This is a genomic window from Streptomyces sp. NBC_01485, from assembly GCF_036227125.1.
In the GTDB taxonomy this organism is placed as follows: domain Bacteria; phylum Actinomycetota; class Actinomycetes; order Streptomycetales; family Streptomycetaceae; genus Streptomyces.
Genome location: NZ_CP109435.1, coordinates 1,755,319 through 1,778,122 on the forward strand (window position 1 = coordinate 1,755,319; position 22,804 = coordinate 1,778,122).

At 71.1% G+C, this 22,804-nt stretch carries 20 protein-coding genes; 3 read left to right on the forward strand and 17 right to left on the reverse strand.

The features are described 5' to 3' along the window. Positions 1 to 6 precede the first annotated feature (6 nt). A complete protein-coding gene (locus OG352_RS08135; protein WP_329215709.1) occupies positions 7 to 2,139 on the forward strand; it encodes a hypothetical protein in 2,133 nt (710 codons plus the stop codon). A gap of 38 nt (positions 2,140 to 2,177) precedes the next feature. Next, a complete protein-coding gene (locus OG352_RS08140) occupies positions 2,178 to 2,960 on the forward strand; it encodes a Pvc16 family protein (RefSeq protein ID WP_329215710.1) in 783 nt (260 codons plus the stop codon). A 152-nt stretch (positions 2,961 to 3,112) separates the two neighbouring features. On the opposite strand, the gene OG352_RS08145 is transcribed toward OG352_RS08140, so the two are convergent. From OG352_RS08145 to OG352_RS08215, 15 genes are all read right to left on the reverse strand, one after another. Continuing rightward, positions 3,113 to 3,544, reverse strand: coding sequence for a hypothetical protein (locus OG352_RS08145; protein WP_329215711.1), 432 nt, complete (start codon positions 3,542 to 3,544; stop codon positions 3,113 to 3,115). A gap of 43 nt (positions 3,545 to 3,587) precedes the next feature. Then, the gene (locus OG352_RS08150; RefSeq protein ID WP_329215712.1) at positions 3,588 to 4,427 is read right to left on the reverse strand and encodes an NADase-type glycan-binding domain-containing protein; all 840 of its coding nucleotides are present in this window, start codon (positions 4,425 to 4,427) and stop codon (positions 3,588 to 3,590) included. Between the two features lie 896 nt (positions 4,428 to 5,323). Further along, the gene (locus tag OG352_RS08155; protein WP_329215713.1) at positions 5,324 to 5,863 is read right to left on the reverse strand and encodes a phage tail protein; all 540 of its coding nucleotides are present in this window, start codon (positions 5,861 to 5,863) and stop codon (positions 5,324 to 5,326) included. Further along, a complete protein-coding gene (locus tag OG352_RS08160) occupies positions 5,863 to 7,863 on the reverse strand; it encodes a putative baseplate assembly protein (RefSeq protein ID WP_329215714.1) in 2,001 nt (666 codons plus the stop codon). The genes OG352_RS08155 and OG352_RS08160 overlap by 1 nt, the downstream gene beginning before the upstream one ends. Then, a complete protein-coding gene (locus tag OG352_RS08165; protein ID WP_329215715.1) occupies positions 7,863 to 8,270 on the reverse strand; it encodes a GPW/gp25 family protein in 408 nt (135 codons plus the stop codon). Before OG352_RS08165 ends, OG352_RS08160 begins: the two co-directional genes overlap by 1 nt. 9 nt (positions 8,271 to 8,279) lie before the next feature. Continuing rightward, the gene (locus OG352_RS08170; protein ID WP_329215716.1) at positions 8,280 to 10,151 is read right to left on the reverse strand and encodes a phage baseplate assembly protein V; all 1,872 of its coding nucleotides are present in this window, start codon (positions 10,149 to 10,151) and stop codon (positions 8,280 to 8,282) included. Further along, positions 10,148 to 10,939: a CIS tube protein gene (locus tag OG352_RS08175; RefSeq protein ID WP_329215717.1), complete on the reverse strand. Its 792-nt coding sequence runs from the start codon at positions 10,937 to 10,939 to the stop codon at positions 10,148 to 10,150. Before OG352_RS08175 ends, OG352_RS08170 begins: the two co-directional genes overlap by 4 nt. Before the next feature lie 11 nt (positions 10,940 to 10,950). Beyond that, positions 10,951 to 11,565, reverse strand: coding sequence for a phage tail protein (locus OG352_RS08180; protein ID WP_329215718.1), 615 nt, complete (start codon positions 11,563 to 11,565; stop codon positions 10,951 to 10,953). 36 nt (positions 11,566 to 11,601) lie between these two features. Then, positions 11,602 to 12,135 carry a phage tail protein gene (locus tag OG352_RS08185; RefSeq protein ID WP_329215719.1) on the reverse strand — a complete coding sequence of 178 codons (534 nt, stop codon included), beginning with the start codon at positions 12,133 to 12,135 and terminating at the stop codon, positions 11,602 to 11,604. Between the two features lie 87 nt (positions 12,136 to 12,222). Continuing rightward, complete coding sequence (locus tag OG352_RS08190) at positions 12,223 to 14,535, reverse strand: eCIS core domain-containing protein (RefSeq protein ID WP_329215720.1); 2,313 nt, start codon at positions 14,533 to 14,535, stop codon at positions 12,223 to 12,225. A gap of 36 nt (positions 14,536 to 14,571) precedes the next feature. Continuing rightward, positions 14,572 to 14,715: a hypothetical protein gene (locus OG352_RS08195; protein WP_443072183.1), complete on the reverse strand. Its 144-nt coding sequence runs from the start codon at positions 14,713 to 14,715 to the stop codon at positions 14,572 to 14,574. Between the two features lie 32 nt (positions 14,716 to 14,747). Continuing rightward, positions 14,748 to 15,176: a hypothetical protein gene (locus OG352_RS08200; RefSeq protein WP_329215721.1), complete on the reverse strand. Its 429-nt coding sequence runs from the start codon at positions 15,174 to 15,176 to the stop codon at positions 14,748 to 14,750. A gap of 13 nt (positions 15,177 to 15,189) precedes the next feature. Then, complete coding sequence (locus tag OG352_RS08205) at positions 15,190 to 15,657, reverse strand: phage tail protein (RefSeq protein WP_329215722.1); 468 nt, start codon at positions 15,655 to 15,657, stop codon at positions 15,190 to 15,192. 71 nt (positions 15,658 to 15,728) lie between these two features. Next, complete coding sequence (locus OG352_RS08210; protein ID WP_329215723.1) at positions 15,729 to 16,244, reverse strand: phage tail protein; 516 nt, start codon at positions 16,242 to 16,244, stop codon at positions 15,729 to 15,731. 37 nt (positions 16,245 to 16,281) lie between these two features. Then, on the reverse strand, positions 16,282 to 17,892 hold the full coding sequence (locus OG352_RS08215) for a phage tail sheath family protein (protein ID WP_329215724.1): 1,611 nt from the start codon (positions 17,890 to 17,892) through the stop codon (positions 16,282 to 16,284). A gap of 377 nt (positions 17,893 to 18,269) precedes the next feature. Here OG352_RS08215 and OG352_RS08220 point away from each other — a divergent pair, with 377 nt between their 5' ends. Further along, positions 18,270 to 20,525 (forward strand): helix-turn-helix transcriptional regulator, encoded by a 2,256-nt coding sequence (locus tag OG352_RS08220; RefSeq protein WP_329215725.1) that lies wholly within the window; start codon positions 18,270 to 18,272, stop codon positions 20,523 to 20,525. Positions 20,526 to 20,644: 119 nt separating this feature from the next. Here the strand turns inward: OG352_RS08220 and OG352_RS08225 are convergent, their stop codons facing one another. Beyond that, positions 20,645 to 21,193 (reverse strand): NUDIX hydrolase, encoded by a 549-nt coding sequence (locus OG352_RS08225; protein WP_329215726.1) that lies wholly within the window; start codon positions 21,191 to 21,193, stop codon positions 20,645 to 20,647. A gap of 52 nt (positions 21,194 to 21,245) precedes the next feature. Then, positions 21,246 to 22,586, reverse strand: a complete 1,341-nt coding sequence (locus tag OG352_RS08230; RefSeq protein WP_329223757.1) for a transcriptional regulator — start codon at positions 22,584 to 22,586, stop codon at positions 21,246 to 21,248. Positions 22,587 to 22,804 lie beyond the last annotated feature (218 nt).

A 22,804-nucleotide genomic window follows, 5' to 3' on the forward strand; every position in this document is an offset into this window, starting at 1 on the left:
CATACGATGTCGACAGAAATTCCCGAGTCCGCCAGGAACGCTCTCGCCGTATTCGAGGAAAAGAAGCGAGAATTCGATGCGCTCCTCAACGAGGAGTTCCTGCGCGGCCATATCAGGACGTTGGGAATCAGGATGTTCGGACTCGAGGACACGAGTGAAGGATTCGTGTTCCATCCGGAGTTCGAGAAGGTTCTGATAGAGAAGTATGCCGACTACCTGCTGAAGCGCTACGCCGCCAGGATCTCTGCGCAGATCGACAAGGATGTGCGGACGGCGGCGAAGGAGCAAGCCCGGATACACGTCCATCAGCTGATGGCGGCGGAGCTCTACAAGCTCAAGGGCGACAGGAATCTGAAGGAGCGGGCCCAGGAGCTGATCTCGTCGATGGACGCACTCATCGACGACATCGGGCACGCGAAGGACAACGTACAGAAGATCTGCAACGAGGTCGAAAAGTTCAGGAACCTCGAGTTCGTCCGAGGTGTTTCCGGGAGCGCGGCTCTGGTGTCCGTGAAGGGGGAGCGTGAACTGACGCAACTGCTCCCGACCTTCGAGAAGTACGACACCCTGCTCCAACGGGCTCGCACGGCGATGCAGGAGGCCGTCAAGGACAACGGCGCCAACGCCGGCGACAAGCTCATCACCGCCTTGGAGCAGGCATACGGGGTCATGGGGACGTACTTTCCCGACCGGGGGCGGCTGTCCATGGCGATCGCCGACGCCTACAAGGAAATGACGGTCACGATCAACGCGGGCATGCTCGACGCCTACATCTACCACGACGTGGCCGAAGCGAACTTCCAGGCCGTCAAGAAAATCGTCGAGACGGGCACGGGCCTGACCGATACGGTCCTCAAGACGAGCAACTACTCTGGATTCTTCGTGAGGCTCGTCGACCTGGTCAACATCGTGGGCAACAGGCTGGCGACCGAGAGGGCGATAAAGCAGGGGGCCGGTAAGTTCCGCCAGGAGAAGGCGGCGGGCAGCCTCTTCAAAGCGTACGAGAACAATCCGGAACTGCTCTTCCAAAGGTTGCATGACAACCAGCGGGCCGCGCTGGAGATTCTCCTTGCGGTCAGTGGGGTCGTGATGTCCGGCTCACTGACCCTCGCCCCCGGGGTGGGCGAGGTGGCCACGAAGGTCTTCGACCTGGTGGCCGGTGCTGTCACCGCTGTCGTCGACGAGGTCCTGAAGCGGCGGGCGGACGCCGCCATGGAGGAGATCAGAAAACTGGGGATCCCGGAGCAGAAGGACGGCGAGCAGAGCTACTGGACACGTGCCGGAGAAATCTGGGACGCCAAGTGCCAGGACCTCTCGGAGGAGATCAAGGACAAGCTGCGGGTCAGAATCAGTGCGAGTGCGATATCCGATGCCGTCTCCCCGGATACCGCCCTGGGCGTGACCCAGGCCGCCTACAACCCGGGCGAGGAGGGCGAGCCGGGCGGCACCGAGTTCAGCCCGTTCGCTCTCGCCGGCCTGCTGGAGGACTTGATCATCCCGCCGGTGACGAAATACGCGCTCCAGTTCGTCAGGATCAAGCCCGCGCAGTTCTTCACGGGAACCGACCTCGCCACGATGCTGACCGGCATCAACCGGGCCCAGTTGCCGGTGGGTTTCCTGCTGGAGCAGTCCAGGAAGCCCAACGATCCGCCGGCCCGGCTCACCGCGCAGAGCTACGACGGCCCGGTGCCGACCGAGATCGGCGGCCACAAGGTGATCTGGACGGACGCGAACCGCAGCAAGCTGGACGGCGACCGCGGATCCCGCCACATCTACGCGGCGCTGGACATCGACGGAGTCAAGGTCTGGGGGCGCTGGTACGTCCAGAGCGAGAAGTGGGAGGCCTGCGACATCCACCAGGACACGTTCGCCGACTGGAGCGGCACCGTCGTGATCGGCAGAGATGCCATCGAGGTGAACGGCGTCAAGCAGACAGGGTCGTGGCACGCCTTGGTGAGCCCCGAGAAGAACTACACGTACATCGGATTCCAGGACGCGGGCAAGGTCTGGCGGATCGGCCACTTCATGGATCTGACGAAGGGGGCGGCTCGCACCCCGGAGTACACCCTCGGCGCACAGACCGAGGGGTTCTGGGTGCGGCGACCCATCGGCGATCACTTCTGGATCACGTCTTCATGACCGACGGATTCGTGACCGACGGGAAGGACGGTGCGTGAGTGAGCGTACTGCGGGACGCGGATCTCTCCCTCGCGAACTGGCTGCAGGGCGTGCTGCCTCCGGGCACCGGCGTCAGGTTCGACGCGCCGCGCGCCGACTGGGAGCGACCGGTGTCCGGCACTCCTTTCGTCAGTCTGTTCCTCTGCGACATCCGGAGTGGTGGGCAGGATCTGCCCCCCTCCGGATGGTCAGAGGTTCGTGACGCCGACGGGCGGCTGGTGGGCAGGCAACCCGCGGTTCGCCACTACCGGATCTCCTACACGGTCACCGTGTGGGTCGGCCCGGCAGGCGCCGGCCAGGCAGGCGCCGGCCAGGAGGCGTCCGAGGAGGCGTCCCAGCGGGCGATCGAGGAGCACGACCTGCTCGGCCTGCTGATCGAGGCGTGCACGAACACGGACACCATCGCGGACGACCATCTGACGGGAGCCCTGGCCGAGGCCGGGCTCCCGTCCTTCGTGCGCTGCGGGGGCGATGAGCCGGGGCGCTCGGCGCAGGGCCCGTGGCCGGGCCTCGGGATCGCGCCGCGCGCACATCTGGTGCTGGAACTGGTGATCCCGGTGGTGCCGCCGATGGTGACCGACCTCGCGCCGCCGGCCCGCGGGATCGTGCTCAGCGCGGGCCGGTTGCCCGCCCCCGGCCCGACCGGCGAGGCCGCCGCGCAGGCCGGTTCGGCCCCGTCGGGCCCGGCGCCGGCCCGGGCTGCGGGAACCGTGCGGCTCTGGGAGCGGCGCACGATCACCGAGTCCCGCCAGGCCGGGCCCCGGCCGGGAAACGGGCCGTAGCGGCGCGGTCGGAGCGCGGCACGACGAGGCTCCGTGGCGGTTGATGAGGTGTCACACATCTGCATGAGGTGTCACACGTCTCGACTTTTCCGCCACGGAGCTTCGTCGTACGCCTGGCCCGCCTCGCCGCACCCGCCGTGCTGCCCGCGCCCTCAGCCCGCGGTCACCGAGGTGTTGGTGGTGATGAACCGCGCGGTGCCCGGCTTCTGCAGCAGCGGGTCGGGAACGCTGGCCGGAGGCGGCTGGGTGGCGGGCGTCTGCACCGTGAACATGGCCGTGAACGTGCCGCCCCCGATGAGGATCGGCTTGCCGCCGTTGGTGGTCTTGCGCGTCAGGTTCCCCGGCGACAGTGTGAGTACCAGGGTGCCCGTGCCGGGAACGGTGCAGGGCGGTGCCGTGTACACCAGCGGCGCGCGCAGCACCACCGGCAGTTCGTCTCCCTGAAGGCAGACGGGCGTTCCGCCGACGGTCACGTTCGAGCTCGAACCGGTCAGTGGCAGCGGCGCCGCCAGCGCGGGTATCACCGCGGGCACCGGGATGGTCACTTCGAGCAGGTCCCCGGTCCTGATGACGAAATCCGCCATGCGTCCTCCCGTGCCGTGTCGTGCCCTGTCATGTCGTGCCCTGTCATGTCGTGAAGCCGAACAGCTCGACCTCGGAGATGGCCACGGTGGATCCGCTGCTGCCCGGATACACCGCGCCGACCTGTATCTGCACGCTGCTGACGAGTTGCGCGTGCCTGACGGAGAACTCCTGCTCCTTCGAGGTGTCCTTCGGGATGATGGTGAAGGACTCGCCGTTGGAGTACACCAGCCGCAGTACGCTCGGCCTGCCGTCCTTGATGTAGGAGTTGCTCGCACCCGAGTGCAGGATGATCTTCATCAGCGTCACGCGGTGTGCGAACTTGAAGGTGAGGATCGGCTTGGCCGAGTTCGACCAGGGCGCCAGCCAGTACTTGTTGAGCAGTTCGTCCCCGGCGTTCAACGCGGGATGTCCGTGCTCCGAGACGTTCGCCGTCAGGCTGACGGCGTGTATCGGCGAGAGGTCGTGGCCGACCGCGCCGGTGACCTTGGCCTTCACGGCGCGCGCCCGGCTGTCGACCGTCGCGCGGAACGGCGGGTACGTGCCGTAGAGCGTGCCCGCGCAGAGCAGCGCCACCGCGACGACGATGCGGGCCTTGCGGTAGACCTTCCGGAGCGCGAACTTCAGGTCGAAGCCGGGCGTCGCGAGGTGCGTGGCGGACGTGCCGTCCGCCTGGCCGCCGCCCGCGGCCTGATCGAGCTGGACGGTGCGCGGTCCGCGCCGGGGCACGAACCTTCGCCACCACGGTTCCTTGACCGTCACCGCCTCGACCAGCGAGGTGCCGCACCGGCTGCAGAAACTGCGGGTGCTCGGATTGCCCTCGCCGCACGCCCCGCACACCAGGTCGCCCCGGTGCAGCCGACGGGTCGGCGTGGTCCTGGTCACCGCGACCGCCCGGGCCCGCGCGATCTGCGGTGCCTGTTCGCGGATGTCCCCGGGCGACCGTACCGGGGCGGTGTCGGCCCCGGTGGCCGCCGGAGGGGTGGGCTGTGCATCAGGCGCGCGTGCCTCGGGGGCGGATGCGGGCTCGGGGTCCTCGACGGGGGCGACCAGGGCCGCGGCGTCGCTCCGCCGGGCCGCTGGCGCCGGCGACCGGGGTGCCGGCGGGACCGGCGGAGCAGCCGCCGCGCTCTTCCGGGGCGGGACCGGCGGAGCAGCGGCCGTGCTCTTCCGGGGCGGGACCGGCGGAGCAGCCGCCGCGCTCTTCCGGGGCGGCGGCGGGGGAGGCGGGGGCGCGGCCGTGCTCTTTCGGGCCGACGGCGGTGGGGGCGGTGGAGGCGGGGGCGTGGCAGAGCTCTTCCGGGGCGGCGGTGGGGGTGGGGGTGGCGGAGCGGCGGCCGTGGTCTTCCGGGCCGACGGCGGTGGGGGAGGCGGCGGAGGCGTGCTCGCACCCGACTGCGGCCTCGGCGGCGGGGGCGGGGGCGCGGGAGGTGGGGGCGCGCCGGCTCCGGTACGCGTCGCCGCGCGCGCACCTGGAGGCGGGGAAGGAGCCTCCGCAGGGCGTCGTGGCCCGGCCGGCGGTGCCTGAGGCTCCGCTCCGGCGGTCTCGGACTCGGAGGCCTCCGGCCCGGGCCCGGCGATGAAGGTGTTCGTCCCCTGGATCACGCGCTGAAGCAGGCCGACCCGCGGTTCGGCGGCCGCCTGCTCCTGCTCGATCTCCTGGACCACCTCCTGCGCGACCTTCGGCGTCTGCTTCTCCCCCGTCCATTCGAGGAAACCTCCGCAGGAGCCGCAGAAGGCGTCGTCCTCCCCGTTGCGGAACCCGCACTTACGACAAACGATCATCTCTCCACGACCTCCAGCCCGTGCGGGACATGCGCCGGTTTCTCGGCGACGATCAGTTCCTCCAGCGCGGTGATGTCCACCGACGCGCCCCTCGGCAGCGTCACCCGGACGGACAGCCGAGCCACCGCCTCGCCCGGCAGCGAGGCGTTCGGCGCCGTCGACCAGCAGACCCCGCCACTCTCGGTGAGCTCGACGTCTCCGCCGGTGACCAGCTCGACCAGGGTCCGCAGACCTTCGGCGGTGCCTCGCAGCCGGTAGAGCGGCACGGAGTGCGCCACGGCCGCCCGCTGCCGGTCGAGGGGCCAGTTCTCGTCCAGGACCGTGCCCAGCCAGCCGGCGAGCCACCGCACGAAGTCGGCGGGCGCGAGCATCGGGTCGGTGTAGGACGCCAGGCAGTCCAGGGTCGAGATGGCCGGAGCGAGCACCTCGTCCAGGGCTCCGGTCCACCGCATGGCCGCCGGGTCCTCCTGGAAGACCGCGGGCAGCAGGGTGCCGATCGGATACGGCGTGCCCAACCCCGCCACGGCTGCGCGCATCAGTGTGCCTCCACTCTGACCTGGTGCTCGTAGGAGAACACCAGACTGTTGGCGTCGAGATCGATCCGGCGGGCCTCCTTGCCGCGCACGCCGGTGACCGGGTCGGCGGTGAACAGCCGCACGTCCTCGACCAACTCGACCCCGGGTACCTGTTGCAGCCGGCCGAAGATCTCGCCGGCCTGCACGGGACGGCCGAACGGCCAGCCGGCGCCCTCGGGCCCGCCGCCGGGCAGCGGATTGAGATAGCGGTGGAGGGCTTCGAGCGCGTCCTCGCGCATCCGCTCGACGTTCACCCTCGGCCGGGCCACCAGCCGGGCGACCACGGTGACGCCGCGGTAGAGCGGCGGTTCGAGCATGACGCGGGTGCCCACGACCCGCGCGCGGTCGAGCCGTTCGGCGATCCGGCGCAGCGTGGGCTCCGGCGGGACGAGGTTCTCGAACAGGATCCGGCCGTCCTGCATGGCTGCGGCCGGGACGACCAGCACCCGGACTCCGCCGGCCTCGGCGGGGTCCTGGCCGGTCGGCACGCAGCGCACCCGGGCGATCTCCGGTGCCGCCTCGCGGGTCAGGATCTCGTAGTCCTCCGCCGTCACCGCGCGGCTGCGGGTGCGTACCAGCAGCGGCCCGCGGTCCTTCGCCTCGTCGAGGGTCTCGCCGTCCACCCCGCCCTGAGCCGGGCGCCGGTTCTCCACGGCGGAGACGGACGGGACCGAGGACTTCAGCCGGCAGACCGACCCGGTCGCGACGTTCCCACGGGCGCCGCCTCCGGTCGCGTACCCGCGGATGCGTACCTCGGCGCCTTTCTCGGGCACGGCGCCGTAGTGGCGCAGGCTGCCGTCGGTCTCGCGTACCGCCGGGCCGAACAGGACGAGTCCGGAGACCGCGTCCAGGGAGAAATGCCGGTCCTTCGGCCGGCTGTCGGCGAAGTGCTCGACCTCGGTCCACTCCAGCCAGCCGTCCGGTGAGCCGGTCTCCACGACCGGCGGGCCGTAACCGGCCAGCACCGGACTGTGCCGGAGTGGGAACTGCTGCCCGGGCACGCCCTCCGCCTGGCCCAGTTCCTCGAGACCGACCGGCTCGGCGTGCACGGCTTCGACCGTGCCGCCGACCGTGCAGACGGTCATTCCGTCGACCACGGGCGAGTCCGTGTACGGGGGTTGTCCCTCCTCGGGCTCGGTGACCCGGGCCCTGATCCACCCGGCGCGGTCGCCGTCGACCACGCTCGCCCGATGCGTGGCCGGCACGTGCAGGACGATCGCGCCCGAGGTGTTCAGGCCCCCGGTCTCGTCGAGTCCCGCCTCGCACTCCGTCCAGCCGTCGCCGGTCCATGCCTCCCAGATCAGCGGGGGGTGTTTCGGGTTGACCCCCACACCCTCGACCCGGCCGCGGAATCCCAGCCGGACCACGCACCCGGGCACCGGGTCGGTGAGGCCGATCAGAAGTGCGTCCCCGATCTCGGGGCGTCGGCGGAACACGGGGAACGGCCTGCCGTCGGAGAGCAGCCGGGAGCGGTCCGCGGTCTCGTCCGGCCGGCCGGCCTCGGTGCCCGCGCCGGCCTGTCCGCCCTCGGACTCCGGTTCGAGCACGGTCCTGATCCTGGCGAGCGAACAGGGCACGACGGCCAGGTCCTCCCTGGTGGTGAAGACGACCGACTCGGCGGTGGCCGTACGAAGTGTCCCCGCGCGGGTGCCCGCGGCGATCGTCAGCCGCGCGCGGGCGGGACTGGAGAGCCAGAAGGTGACGGGTACGTGCGCCGGGGTGGGCGGGAGGATGCGCAGGCCGATCAGGTTCAGGAAGGTGATGTGCAGCCGGTCGGGCACCTGGTTGAGCCGGTAGAGCAGCTGTTCGGTCATATGGGCGAAGGTCTCGATCAGGGTGATGCCCGGGTCGGAGACGTTGTGGTCGGTCCACTCCGGGCAGCGCCGCATCACCAGGCGCTTGGCCTCGTCGACCAGGTCCTGGAACCGGCGGTCGTCGAGATCGGGGGCCGGCAGGGGCATCAGTACTCGCCTTCTTCGTGCTCGGGGATGGTGTAGAAGGGGAAGACGAGGTTGCGCGGGCTGTTGGTGCCGGGCACGACGTAGCGGATGTCGATGTAGAGCAGACCTGGCTGCTCCTCGTCGGGGTACACGTCCACCTCGGCCACGTCGACGCGTGGCTCCCACTGCTCGATCGCGTCCTTGACCACGTCGGCTATTTCAGCGGCCTTGTGGACGCCGGCCCCGTCGAAGATGTAGTCCCGCAGAGTGCTGCCGAACCGCGGCCGCATCGGGCGCTCTCCGGGATAGGTCTCCAGGATCAGCCGCATCGACTGCTCCAGTTTGGCGGTCCCGGAGGCCATGGCCGGCGCTCCGGTGGGTTCGAAGGCGAACGGGAACGACCAGCCGGTGCCGGTGAAGTCGGTCATCGCCGCCCCTCACCCGCCCAGCGAGACGGACGCGCCGGAGAGGGAGACGGTGCCCTGACTCTGGATGGTGAGCGAGCCGACGGACTTCAGGGTCAGCGAGTCCCCGCCGTCGATGGTCACCGTGCCGCCCTCGCCGGTCACGATGTTGACCGTTCCGGCCTGGCCACACCTGATGGTGAGCTGCCCCGCCGGGTCGGTGGGCGCGCAGGCGAGCTCCACCGACCCCCGGACGACGTCGACGCCGAGCCCGAGCCCGCCGTCGCCGGTGCCGAGCGCGATCCGCGACTGCTCCGGCTTCGGCCCCTCGCCCATCTCGTCGTGGAACACCAGCCGGTTGCCCGAGGCCGAGACGAACCCGCGGCGTGCGACCGACGAGTCCGCGCCGCCCGGCCCCTGCCGGACGGCGCTGCCGCCGAGGTCGTAGGCGCTGTGCTCGGTGACGAGGCCACCGAGCACGTACGGGCGGCGCGGATCGCCGAACTCGAACCCGACCAGGACCTGGTCGCCGACCTCGGGCAGGAACATCGCGCCGCTGCGCCTGCCGGCGCCGAACTGCACGACCGGGGCCCAGTCGGTGCGCACGTCCGGAGACAACCACGGCAGCGTCAGCCGCACCCGGGCGTGGTCGCCGCCGATGTCGTCGACGATGGCGCAGACGAGACCGGGGATCCGCAGCGGGTCGGCGACGCCACCGGCCGAGGTCAGGCCCAGCAACGAGCGGTCGTGCGCGCCGCCCGCGGCGAACTCGGTGTGGTAGCCGTTCTCCGCCAGGTCGAACACGTGCCGGGCACGGGTCACCAGCCAGACGGCGGGAAAGCGTCCGGGAATGCCGGAGACCTTGACGGAGGCGCCGGCGCGGATCGCGGGGTCGCCCATCGCGTCCCCCTCGGCCTCGGCGAAGGTCCCGCCGACGGACGCGGCGAGAGCCGCGGACGCGGCCTCGGCGTCCGCGACCGGCACGGTGCCGACGACATGGGCGGTCGGGCTCGGCGGGGGGCCGAGGCCCTCCCCTGCCGCGAGGCCCTCCCCGGGCTGTAGGCCCTGCCCGTCCGCCGCGACCGCTCCGAGGGGACCGTCGGCGGCCGCGCTGAAGAGCGCCGCGACCTCGGTCAGGCTCTGCGGGCGCTCGGTGGGGGCGGTGGCGGAGGATGTCGGTGTCGAGGGCGCGGCAAGGAGCGTCGCCCGCAGTGGGTCCCAGACCCGCACCTCGACCTCGGGGGCCAGGTTGCCCGCTGTGACGCGCGGCTCGAAGCTCAGCAGCGAGCCGGGCATGGTCAGCTCCGGCAGACCCTTGTGGGAGTCCGCGGGAGTGGATGCCTTCCGGAAGTAGAAGCGCCCGTCGGACATGCCGAATTCAAAGCCGGTCTCGCGTGCCCGTTGGGCCAGGAACTCCCAGTCGCTCTGGTTGCACTGCAGCAGGTGTGCGTGGACGGTCTCCGTCGCGGAGATCTCGCCGACCGGCAGTCTCGCCTCCCTGGCGATCCGCAGCGCGATGTCCGAGTCGGTCGCGTCGTCGAACGACCTGGTCCTACGCGCCCGTTGCAGCCGGTGGCACAGGTCGTAACCACGTACCACGGTCCGCCCCACCGTGCCCCGGTAGTACCCCTCGATGGCGGTGACCTCGCCGACGACCAACCGGCTGCCCGGCCCGGACCCGACCCGCACCTGGACGCGCGTCCCGATCTGGAGGTCGGCCTTGTCCAGCGCGGCACCGGTGAGGTCCGCGAAGCTGAGCGCGAACATCGTCGGCAGCAGCAGGTGCGTGCTGACCTCGGTGCGCACCAGGCAGCTCGCGGCGGCGCCGGACAGTTCCCGGCCAGGGCCGGCACCGACCAGTACCGTCGGCCACACGGTGGCGCCGAGGCGCGACGACACCGTCATCGCTCGCCCTCCTGCGTGCTCGGCAGGTACACGCGGGTCCCGGGCCGCACCCGCAGCGGGTCGTCGAACCGGTTCGCCGCGGCGATCTCCCGCCAGTGCTCCGGCCCGCCGTAGCACCGCGTGGCGAGTTCGGGCAGGGTCTCGGCACCGGAGAGCAGGTGGGTGCGGCGCCCCGCGAGGCCGCCCGAGCTCGGATTGGTCGGCCCCGGGATGTTCGGGATCGAATGGAGCGTCAGGTCGACGGTGGCCCGCAAGGGCGTCCCGGACGGGCTGAACCTGGTGTACGTGACCGTCACCTGGTTGAGATGGACGAGGTAGACCTGGGAGCCCCAGATGAACTTCAGCCGGGGCAGCTCGGTCCGCTGCGTGGACGTTTTGTCTCTGGCGGCCACGAAGTGGGACCACTTGAGCAGGCGCAGGCAGGTGCGCGCCACGTTCGTGCCGTCGAAGGTCAGCGAGCGCAGGTTGATGCTCGTAGTGCCCTTCGCCTTCTCGACTTCGTCGACGGATATGGCGGCCAGTTCGACGTTCGCCTTCGGGTCGGAGATCCCGGCGCGGTTCTCGCCCTGCTGTTGCAGCCCGGCAGTCGGTTCCACCGGCGCCGCGTGCGAAATCACGATGGTCGCCGGGTTGAAGTCGAACTCGACGTAGTCGGCGGCGGTGGTGGACTTCGCCGGGCCGAGTTTCGCGTTGCCGTCCGGGGCGAGCGGGGGTGCCGGGGCCCGTGGGACGCGCCGCGAGGTCATGGCCGCGCGCTGCTTCTGCAGCGTCTCGGGGGTGATGCTCATGAGTCCGGCTCCTATCCGTGGATCGCGTCGGAGGGCGGCAGGAAGCCCTCGTGTTCGAGGGTCAGCGTCTCGATCGCGACCGCGTTCTGCCTGGCGTCCAGGACGGGGCCGCTCCACGACACCGGGTACGCGTTGCGCAGGCTCCAGGAGGCGACGACGTTCTGGTGCACGTCCTGGAGGGCGATGTCGACAGTCCCCTTCGGCGCCCTGGCGCTCTTCTCGTCGCAGTTCATCCAGGTCGTGACCAACTTGCCGAGCCAGCCCTGCAACGCCTGTGACGGCTGCCTCTCCATCGCTCTTTCCAGGACCACCGGGGAATAGGACACCTGGGCGGGCAGCTTCACCTCGCCGCTGTAGTCGCCGCCGACCTTGATCGTCTCGGTCCTGAAATCGACTTTCAGTCCCTTGCACGAGGACCATTCGCCGAGTCGGTCGATGCCGTCGCCGTTGGAGAAGGCGACGGTGAAGCGCATGGACAGGCCGTAGTACCGGAACGCGCTGTCGGCGGTCGCGCTGCGCGCCGCCGAGGCAGCGGTGGACGCGGCTGTGCCGCCGGCCCGCGCGAGGGGGAGGCCGAGCCGGCCGCCGCCCTGCCCGGCCGCGGAGGCGAAGGACGCGATGCTCACTGACGAAACGCCTTTCGAGTGCGTTGGTGCTGGCGGTCAGAACGGCGAGATCATCGACGAAGTCGGGGACAGGGCCGAGGAGTTCAGGTCGTCCTCGAGGAAGCCGGTGTGGGCGAGCTTGAGCGTCTCGACCGCGGGCTTGGCACCGGCGGCGTCGAAGGAATCGACAGACCAGGCGATCGGGAAGAACTCGCTCAAACGCCACTGGACCATCGGGATCCCGGTGAAGTCCACGAGTTGGATCGTGCCGCTCTGCGGCTGCGGGCGCTTCGAGGTCTGCGTCAGCCAGTGCTGCACGACTCGCGAATAGGGTCCGGCCGCCCGGCTGAGCGTGATCGGCTCGTATCTGGTGGCGCCGGGGAACAACCAGACCTGGTTGCCGCTGTCCCCGACCCGGTGCTCGATCTGTTGCCAGGACACCGACAGGCCCGTCACCCTGGACCAGTCGCCGAAGTGGTAGGCGACGTTGTCGATCAGCACCGAATACCGGTGACTCATGCCGACCGCCGGCAGACCGGCGATGTTCTGGGCCTGCTCGGCCGCGCCGCGCAGCGACCCCATCATGCTCATGGGTTCCCGTGACTCCCGTCCGTCTCGTCTGTTTCGTTCGTACAGTCCGTTTGATCTCGGCTGTCTCGTCCGTCTCGGCTGTCTCGGCTATCTCGCCCAGCCGAACGAGCCGGCCTCACCGAGCCTGCCCGCACGTTCGCGGTCGACCAGGAGCTCGCGCCGGAGCCGTCTGTGGATCTTTTCGTAGACCTGGACGGCCACTTCCTCGATGTCGCCCGGGTCGTCGAGGTCGAGCGGACGCCGGCCGCTGAGCTCGATGAGCCTGTCCCTGACCGAGAGCAGCTCCGCGTCGAACGGCGCCGGCGTCCGGGACGCCGGTACCTCGGATGCCGGTGCGTGGGACGCCGGTACCTCAGGTGCCGGTGCGTGGTACGCCTGGGAACCGGACGGCGTCCCGTCCCCGGGCGCGGCCATCGCCGTCGGCGGCTGCGTGGGCCCGACCGCGGTGGGCCCGACGGCGGTGGGCTCGGCCATGGTCGTCACGTCGCCGGGCTGCCGCTGCACCCCGCTCGCGGGCGCCGCGGTCCACGGCGCGGCCCACGATGCCGCAGGCACCGCGCCGGCTTCCGCAGGTTCCGCGCCCAGGCCGCGTACCCACCGCTCGGTCGCCACGGCCGCGGCCTCCAGAGCGCTGCCGGCGTCGGATTCCTCGGAAGGAAGGGCGGAGCCGAGGGCGCGCTGCTGGGCGGCGTGGGTGAGTTCGTGCGCGATCAGGCCGCGCGCGGCCGGTCGGTCGAGCGGCCCCTCGTCCGCGGGCAGGAACACCTCGCCGTTGCGGGTGAAGGCGCGTGCGCCGAGCGACCGTGCCTCGGCCGCCACCTCGGGACCGCGGTGGATCAGCACATCGGAGACGTCCACGCCGTGAGCCCGCCGCACGGCGTCGGCGAGTTCGCCCGGGGCCGTCCGGACCGGCGGCGGGAAGGGAGCGGGCGGTTGCGGCTCAGGCCCGGGGCGGTCGCCGTCCGGCCGACGCCGCGCACGCGGACGTACCAGAGGTCTGCCCGTGGAAGTGGCCGTGGAAGTGGGCGTGGTCGGCTTCGGTGCGGCGCCGGTCGGACGGGATACCTCGGCGACGGGCGGAGTCGGCCGCTCGCCGGGAACGAAACGGTAGACGGGACGGACCGGAAGCGGCGCCGCCGGGCGCACGTCCTCGTCGACGGCAGGGGTCTGCGTGTGCGATTCCGGTTGCGGCTCCGGTTCCGGTTCCGTCGGTGCCGGCGACGTACGCTCGCGCGTCGGCCGGGTGCGGGACGATGTGCCGTGGAAAGGCCGCACCGGCTTGTCGACCGGGGCCGCGAGTCCAAGCACAGGTGCCTCGGGACCGGCGGTACTCCGCCTCGTATCCGGGGGGACGTCCAGCCCGGGGCGTGGCGACGGACCGGCGTCCGCGAGGCGTGGCGACCGGCCGGCGTCCGCGACGACGCCCGACGCGGGCGACGAGTCGGCCTCCGCAGCACCGGTGCGCCCCGACTGCCCGTCCTGGACTTCGGGCCCGGGCGCGTCGAGAGAGTCGGCAGGTGAATCCACCGCCGTCCGCGCGTCCGGGGAAGCCGGATGACGAAGCGGGTTGCCGAGGCCGAGTCGTCGGCTCTCGGCGAGGGAGGCGCGGCGCGCCGCCGCTTTCGGCACCCCCGTACGCGGCTCCCGCGACGGCCGGGGCGGTGGGAGCGTCGCCTCGCTCGACCACGAGGCGCCGCCTTCGGGCATCTGTGGCGCGGGACCCTGCGGCGGAGACGAGGCGGCTCCTGCCTCGGTCGCCCACGGCGGACGGTAGGACTCGAGCATGCGCAGCCAGTCCGACGAGGCGTTGGGCGCGTCGTCGGGGGCAGGAGCTGCGGAGGCGTTGGACGTCTCGTCGGGCATCGGATCGCCCACGTACTCGTCGATGGCCTCGACCAGGCTCGGCCGGTGCCCGGCGGACGCGAGCACGCGCGGAGTGCGCCGCGGCGCGGCAGGCGGCGGCTGCGGGACCGGGACGCGGTCCGATACGGGCGCCCGCCGCCGGCCACGTGCCGAGGGCGGCGCGACCGTCTCCTGCTCGGCTTGCGCTTCGGCTCGGACGGCGACCAGTCCCGTCACGCGTCCGGCGACCCGCTCCACGCCATGAGCGGCGCCCGGGTGAGCGGGCACCAGGTTCCCCGAGACGCCCGCATTGCCCGTATTGCCGTTATCCTGACGGGCTGTCGGGCGGGTGCGACCCGGCGCGTGGATCAGCGGCCGGGTCCGGTCAGCCGCGGTCACGCCCATCGAGACGGCCGCGGTCAGCGGCGGCCGTCGAACAGTCGGGACGAGGGGTGGCAGCCGCCGCCAGTGCGCGTCACCGGGCAGCAGACCGACGTCGGGCCGCGTATCGCGGGTCTCGCGGGTCTCGCGGCGCCACCGTCGAGGCAGCCAACTCATCTCGTCTCCTCTCCATACACCGGGGCGGGACCAGGACTAGAAGGTCTGGGCAGGTCCCGCCGCGCCGCTGTCCGGGCGGCCGTGGATCCGGCCGATCTCCTCGATCACCCGGGCCCTCACCGGGTGTTCGAGATCGAGAATCTCCCGCAGCGGCCAGTGCAGGTAGTAAGCGAGGTACACGGCCTCCTCCCAGAGCCGGTCGGCCGTGTACGTCAGGATTCCCCCGGGACATCACCGGCGATGTCCACCGCGAATCCGTGCCCGCAAGCGGGGCAGTCGACGTCGGCCTCGGTGTGCCCCTCCTGGTTGATCCGCCGGTAGAGGTCCTGGAGGAAGGCGAGATCGGAGGCGAACAGGTTCTCGATCACCAGGTTGTCCACCCCGGGGACCGAGCCGAGCCGGGTCACCGTACGCGCGAGAAGCAGCACGCTGAGGTAGACGGGGTTCTGCCTGACCCGCGGATCGCTCTGGCTCGCTATCTCGTCGCGTGCCGTGGCCAGGCGCATCACGCCGTCCCGGTGCAGTGTGCCCTGCTCGTCCACATAGCCCCGGGGCAGCACGAACGGGTAACGGGTCATCAGCCCGGCCGCCGAGTCGGGCGGCGCGCCCCCGACGCCGGCGGCGGACGGTTGCGTCAGCATGGCCTCTCCTCGGTCATCCGGCCGGCTGCATCAGGATCTGGTCGCAGTGCAGCACCACGGTCTCGGTCACGATTTCGGTCGCTCCGGCCTTCATCCCGCCGATCTCCAGCTTCGACGGCCAGGCGTTCTCAAGGAGGTAGGTGATGATCGGCTGACCCGACTTCGGGGACGAGGACGCCCCGAACATCTGCAGCGAGCAGGTCTTGCGGGCCAGGGGATCGCCTTGCAGCACCGCCTGGTGCCAGAGCCACATGTACGTCTCCGTATCGAGGCCGCGCTTGAGCGTGACCGTCGGCGGCTTGGTCTTGCCGAACTGCTTCGTGTGCAGGACTCCCTCGGTACCGCTGGAGATGTACTCGACCGATTCGACCTCGGTGTTGATCCCGGAGAGTTCGCTGAACGTGGCGACCTTGAGCCCGTCCACCTGGATCACGAAGGTCGACGCGCTCATCACCGTAGGGTTGCCGCCGGCGATGGCCATGGGGCTGTCCCTCCTTCCACTCGGAATTCACTGTCGTGTTCGTCTGCTTCGTCTGCGCCGCGCCGGGTGGCTCACCCGCCGTCGCCCTGCGTGATCACGTCGCAGGCGATGGTGACGTCCTCGGTGACGACGCCCTCCCCGGCCCTGGCCGAGGAGATGTTGATCTTCGCGCACCAGGCGTTGACGAGCGTGTAGCTCATCAACGGCTCCCGGTCCTTCATCCCGGCGAGCCCGCCGCCGTAGATGTCCAGACTCAGATACTGGGCGCGGGCCGCGGGATTGCCGCTGAGGGCCATCTGGTGCCACGCCCAGAGCGCCAGACTGTTGTCCAGGCCGCGCTTGAGCGTGACCGTCGGCGGCCTGGTCTGGCCGAACTGCTTGGTGTGGTTGATGAACCCGGCCGTGTCCACCGAGACGTACTGCTCGATGCCGATCTCGCTGCTGATGCCGCCGAGCTCCTGGAACGCCATGTTCTGCAGCTGGTATCCACCGGTGATCTGGATGTTCGAGGAGACCACGAAGATCGGTGCGGACGCGACGGTGGACAACGGTCGCGAGGTCGGCGCGGGTGGGAAGGTCTGTGCCACGGTGCTCGGTCTCCTCTCGGCGCGGGCAGGCTCCGGCTCACTCCTCCAGGGCCGCGCCCTGCGCGTACTGCGAGACCCGGAAGACGATGAACTCCGCCGGCTTGACCGGGGCGATCCCGATGTCGACGGTGAGGATCCCGGCGTCCCGGTTCTCCGGGGGGTTGTTCTCCTCGTCGCACTTGACGAAGAACGCCTCCTCCGGGGTACGTCCGAACAGCGCCCCGCTGCGCCAGACCCGGCGCAGGAACATCGTGATGGTGCGGCGTACCGAACCCCACAGGAAGCGGTCGTTGGGCTCGAACACGACCCAGTTGGTGCCGTCGAGGATGGACTTCTCCACGAAGTTGAACAGCCTGCGCACGTTCAGGTAGCGCCACTCGGGGTCGCTGGAGAGCGTCCGCGCGCCCCACACCCGGATGCCCTGACCGGGGAAGGAGCGGATGCAGTTGACGGCCACCGGGTTGAGCCGGTCGTGCTCGCCCCGGGTGATGTTGGTCTCCAGGTCGATCACGCCACGGACCACCTCGTTCGCCGGGGCCTTGTGCACGCCGCGGGTCTCGTCGCTGCGCGCCCACACCCCGGCGATGTAGCCGCTGGGAGGGATGAGCACCGGACTGCCCTTGACGGGGTCCACGACCTTGAACCAGGGCCAGTACAGGGCCGCGTACTTGGAGTCGTATCCGGCGACGTCCATCCGCCAGTCCCTGACCTGCTGGGCGCCGAGCCCCGGCGGCGGGTCGAGGATCGCCACCCGGTCCGCCATCAGCTCGCAGTGCGCGATCATGGCGAGTTGCACGGCCTTGACCCCGTCGAGGTCCACGGCCCCGTGCTGATAGGCGGCCATCAGGTCGGGGACGCAGAGCATGCTGACGTCCTCGATCGCCTCGAGCCCGGCGAATCCGGTGCGGTCGGCGGTGTCCCCGACATAGTCGGCCGGGGTGATCCGAGGGGCCGGCGACGGCCCCTGCGGCACGACGGCCGCCGACGAGGACGCCCCTCCGCTCAGCGCGACCAGCGCGCCCTTCGCCGGTACCAGCGTCGACGCGCCCTTGACCTCGTCCAGGGCGATGAGCTGCGAGGACTCCTTGACGACCGTGGCGGCGTTCCGCGGTCCGCGCCGCAGTGAGAGGTTGTCGAAGACCTCTGCCTCGCGGTCTTCCCGGCGGACGACCAGCTTGAACAGTTCCTCGCCGGGTTCGCTCGCGTCGGCGACCTCCACGCTCAGCTCGTTGCCCACTTCCCCGGGGGCCAGCGCCCTGGCCTGGAGGGCCGGACGCCCGCCGTCTCCCGCCGCGGGCACTTCACCCCGCGCGACGGAGCCGAGCGCCGCCGCGCTCCCGTCTGCTCCGCCGTTCGCGGACGCCTGCTCCTCGTCGTGCGTGTCGGTGGCACCGACACGCACGACGTACGCGGCCCCGCCCCCGTTCAGGAAGTACCCGTAGACCGACTGCGGAAGATGCGCACCCTCGACGAAGCCACCGAAAGCCTTGGTGTACTGCGTCCAGTTGGTCACGAGCGTCGGCTGGTTGGAGATCCCTCGCTCGGTGAACCCCACGAAGGCGCACAACGCGGAGCCCACGCCCTCGATGGGCCGCGAGCCCGAGGAGACCTCCTCCACGTAGACGCCGGGGGAATGGTAGGTAGGCACTGCCCCTCTGCCCCTCTTTCAGAACCGCCGGGAACCAACACTGAGATATGCGATGCCGACCGAGGCACCGCGAAGGGTCCGCAAGGTGATCACTGGGCCGACGACGATCAGTATTCGGTCCGCCGACTCCGGTCGACGTGCGCGCGAGCGCGGGCAACGGAGCAGGTTCCGGTGCACGATGATGCAATGCGACGAGCGCGGTCGAGGACCGGTCCCTTCCCTCACAGCTGACGACCGAGCCGGTCAGCGTCCTGTGTGAGGGCTCTGCCACCATGAAACCCGCGTGCGTCCCGGAACCCTGCCGAATGCGGCAGCCGTGAGCGCATACGTGCGTTCCCCGTTCCCCGCCGGGTCTGAGAGGCAGGTTCGCACCTGACATGTACCGGAACCCTGGCGAGTACTGGGAACCAGACGAGTACGGGGAACCAGGCGAGCAGGCCGCGTCCGGCGACGACGCCGAACGACGCCTGCTGGCCGCGGACCGCCTCTGCCAGGACAGCAGCGCGTTCCTGGAGGCGCTGTGCGTGCTGGCCGGGGAGTACCCGCCCGCCACGGTGGCCCGCGTTGCCGCGGTTCCGGCGGCCACACGGATCTCCGGCCTGCTGATCGGCCTCGGCCTCGTCGTGTCGGTCGGCGGCCCGCCGGGCTCAGGCCAGATCGCGTTCGCACGGGAGAGCGACTACCGCCTCGTGCGCGCGCGGCTGAGCCCGACGAGATGGCGGGCCCTGCACCGCGCCGCCGCGGAGGTGCTCGATCCGCGTCCGGCGCTGGCCCACCGTGCCCGGGCGGCCGACCGCCCCGACCCGGCGCTGGCCGCCGCCCTGGAGGAAGCCGCCTTCGGCGGACGCGCGCTGGAGGACGAGATCGGCGTGCCGAGCCGGCAACTGCTGCTGTGGGCGGCAGATCTGACCGAAGACCGTGCAGAACGGGAGCGCCGAGTGCTCCTGGCCGCGATGCACGACGTGTACGGCGAGGAGTTCAGGAACGGCGGCCTGTGGACGCGGGTCGATGCCTTGCCCCCTTCGCCGCTGCGGTACTGCGCGCTGGCGGGCCGGGCCTTACTCGAACACCGTCTCGGTGCCGCCGTCGACCACCTGCGAGCGGCGTCCCGCGCCCTAGCCGCCGGGGACACCCATGCGGCCCCGGATTCAGATGCGGAGCCGGATGTGAAACCGGATGCGGAGCCGGATGCGGAGCCGGATGCGGACCATGCGCCTTCCGCGCGGTCGCGCGGAGACCGGGTCCTGTCGACCGCCGCGGCGATCGATACCATGGAGGCCGCCGTGGCGTGCCGCACGGCACGGGGCAAGGCCGCGGTCGAGGCGGCGACCAGGGCGCTGGACGCCGCGAGCGGTGACGCGGTCCAGATCCGCACGGCTCGGCGTCTGCTCCAGGTGGGCCGAGCCTATGCGGATGGCCCGCACGGGGTGCTGCGATCCCTCGACGAAGGCGCGGCTGCCGCCGAGGCGAACGCGACGGCGCCGGGGCGCCGGACTCACATACCGGAGCTCTGCGACGTTGGACTGCTGCTGTTGCGCGGCGAGTGTCGAGTGCTGGCGGGCGATCTGGAAGCGGGCGCCCGTGATCTGGAGGGCCTTGCCCGACGGCACGACACGCACCCCGGGCATCCGGACCGGCTGCGTGCGCTGGAGCGGCTGGCGATCGCGCACTTCCTGCTGGGAAGCTGGCAGGAGGCTGATTCCGCAGTGGACGGCATCGACGAAGCCGCCGGCGATACGGCGGGGCGAGCACTGCGGGCCATGCTCTCGGCCGTTCGCGGAACGGGCGCCGCGCCGCGGCGCGGAGTGCCGGCGTCGGCATCGGCATCGGCATCGGCATCGGCGAACGGGAGGGTGCCTGGCTCGGCGGAACCCGACCGCCTCACCATCGCCACGTATGCGGACGCCGTCGCCATGCTGGCGCACGGTCGCCACGCGGACATCCTGACCGCGATCACCTGGCTGACCTCCGACTCCGCCGGATTGGCGGACGCGCCGGCCAAGTTCGTCCCGCTGTGGCTGCCGGTGTATGCGGAAGCGGCGATCGAGGCCGCGGCGAGCGCCGCGTCCGAGGCGGGCCTGGCACAGCTGCGCGAACACGCGAAGCACAGCCCGTACCTGATGGTCACCTTCCATCGGCTCGCGGGTCGGGCGGCCGAGCTCCGGTGCGACCCGACTATGGCCAAAGACGAGTACGAGGCGGGCTTGCTGGCCGCGGAGGGCTGCGCACAGGTGCCGCCCATGCACCGCGCGCAACTGGACTACGCGTACGGTCGGTTCCTGTGCGCCCTCGGTCAGACGGCGACCGGCCTCGGACGGTTCCAGCGGGCACAGGACGCCTTCGCTTCGCTCGGCGCCCACGCCTTCGTCCGGAACTGCGCCCAAGACCGGGAGGCCGTCACCCGAGGAGCGTCGCCATGCCCCGACGCCGCCTTGACAGAACGTGAGGCGACGGTGGCCGGGATGGTCGCATCCGGGATGACGAACCGCCAGGTCGCTGAGAAGCTGCTGATCGGCGTGAAGGCGGTGGAATACCACCTGGGAAAGATCTACCGGAAACTCGGAGTCCGCACGCGCAGGGAACTCGCGAGCAGATGGCCGAGCCGTCCTGAACGTCGCTGGTGGAGCGGATGATCTCCTTACGTACTGATGACCCGCGTGTTCCGTACGACGGGCCCGGCACTCCGCGCGGTGCCGGGCCCGTCGTGACGATCCGGCGGTCGCCGGCCCGCCAGGGCCGCCAGGGGCTCCCGCTAGGGCCTGCTCTCGTCTCCGGCGAGCCTCAGGTGGTGCAGCAGCAGCAACGCGGCGGCCATGTTGGCGGCCGGGACCTCTCCCCGGGCGACCAGGTCGGGAACGACCTTGAGGGGGACCCACTCCCGGCGCTCCGACTCGAAGTCGTCCACCGGGTGTCCCACGTACTCGCCCTCGTCCGACCAGTAGATGTGGTGGACGGCGTCGGTGAGCCCGTTGGACGGCTCCACGCTCAGCAGGTGGTGCAGCGGCCCCGGTCGCCAGCCGGTCTCCTCCTCGAGTTCCCTTGCGGCCGCGCGGGCGACGTCCTCGCCGTCCTCGACGACGCCCGCCGCGAGTTCCCACCCCCAGCTGTCGGTGATGAAGCGGTGGCGCCACAGCAGGAGCACCTCGTTGGCCGCGTTCACGACCGTCGCCACCGCGACGGGCCTCAGCCGTATGAGGAAGTGGTCGAGATGCCGGCCGTCGGGCAGCTCCACATCTGCCAGGTTGACGCTGAACCAGCGGTTTTCATACACAGTTCGTTCGTTCTGCTTCGTCCACTGCACGGCTCTGCCACCTTCCGTCGAGTAAGTGGCAATATCGCAGCAGGGGCTGTGTCTACAGCGGTACGCGCAGTGCCCCGTCGATGAGTTCGGCGGCCTCGGCCGTGCCCGCGCAGCGGCTGCGCACGAGGTGCTCGCGCACCGCCCGGAGTCTGTCGCGCAGCCGCTGGGACTCCATTCCCCGCGCCTGCTCGGCCATCCGCACCGCGGTGACCACCGCCTTGTCGGTGTTGCCCTGACGCAGTTCGATCGTGCTGAGCATGGCGAGCCGGTGTACCCGTCCCCGGTCGTGCGCCGGGTTGTCGACGGCGGCCGTCGCATGCTCGGCGGCGGCCGCGAGATCGCCGAGGCTGAGCAGCGCCTCCGCCACCTGGACGTTGACCAGACCCGGCTGGACATAGCCGGTCTCGTCGGGCTCGTGTCCGCGCCGGATGTGTTCGGCGGCCGTCTCGGCGCGGCGGATGCACGACAGGGCGCTCGTGCCGTCGCCGAGGTGGGCGTACGCCTTGGCCTGCATCGCGTACAGGTCGGAGGCGAGCGCGGGCGTGATGTGCCGGCCCGCCGCCCGCAGCGCGGCCTCCGCGAAGGCGACGGCCTGCCGGTACTCCCGCATGAACAGCGACTGGTTGACGAGGAGGGCGATGACGTACGCCCCAAGTCCCCGGTCTCCACTGGCCTTTGCCAGCCGCAGCGCCTGGTGGAAGTAGCGCTGGGCGAGGCCGTGGGCGTCGGAGTCGTACGCGCAGATCCCGGCGACCGCGACCAACCCGCCGGTGGCGCGGTGCAGTTGACGACCCGTCAAGTCGGTGTAACTGCCCCGCAGCAACGGGGCGGCCTCGGCGTTCAGGAAGCCGACGATCCGGCCGCGGGTCGCGATGCCGCCGGCCTTGCGGTACATCTGCTCGTAGTGGGTGCGGGCGGCGCGCAGCATCTCGATGTCGGCGGAGGTGACGCGGTGCCGGCCGCCGCGCGAGACGTCCACGTCCTCCGGCGGGTTCTCCCACTCCCACACCGGCATCACGGCGGGCGTGCCGGTGACGGCGGGCGCGCCCAGGATGTGCGGGCGCTGCTGCTCGTCGCAGCGCCACAGCGCGGTGGCCCGCTCGACGAACCCGGAGAGCGAGGTGGCGTGCGGGGTGGACGGTTCGCCCGGCACGCCGAGGCCGATGTCGTCGAGGGTGACCGGCCGGCGCAGGCGCGTGGCGAGCACCTCGCAGATCAGGTCGGGCACCTGGCCGCGCGGCCGCTGGCCCTTGAGCCACCGGGCCACCGCCGTGTGCTCGTAGCGCAGGGCGAGTCCGCGCGTCCGTCCGGCCTGGTTGACGTGGGCGGCGAGGCCCGCGTGCGAGACGCCCGCCTCGTCCAGGATCGCGTCGAGCAGAGTGTTGGGCTGCAGCATGGGTGCCCCCCGGTGCCTCGGTGCCGCCGCCAGAGTAGTGGGTGCGTCTTCACACGGGGTGTGAACGGAGTGCGCGCATTCGCAGGGTGCGCGTACTGTCGCAGAGCGTTTCCGGCCGCTTGACTGAAACGCCTCGCAAGAGGTCCGCCGGGCCGCCGGCTCCCCCTCACAAAGCGCGGCGGCCCGGCGTCGCCGTCCGTCCTCCAGGGGCGCGG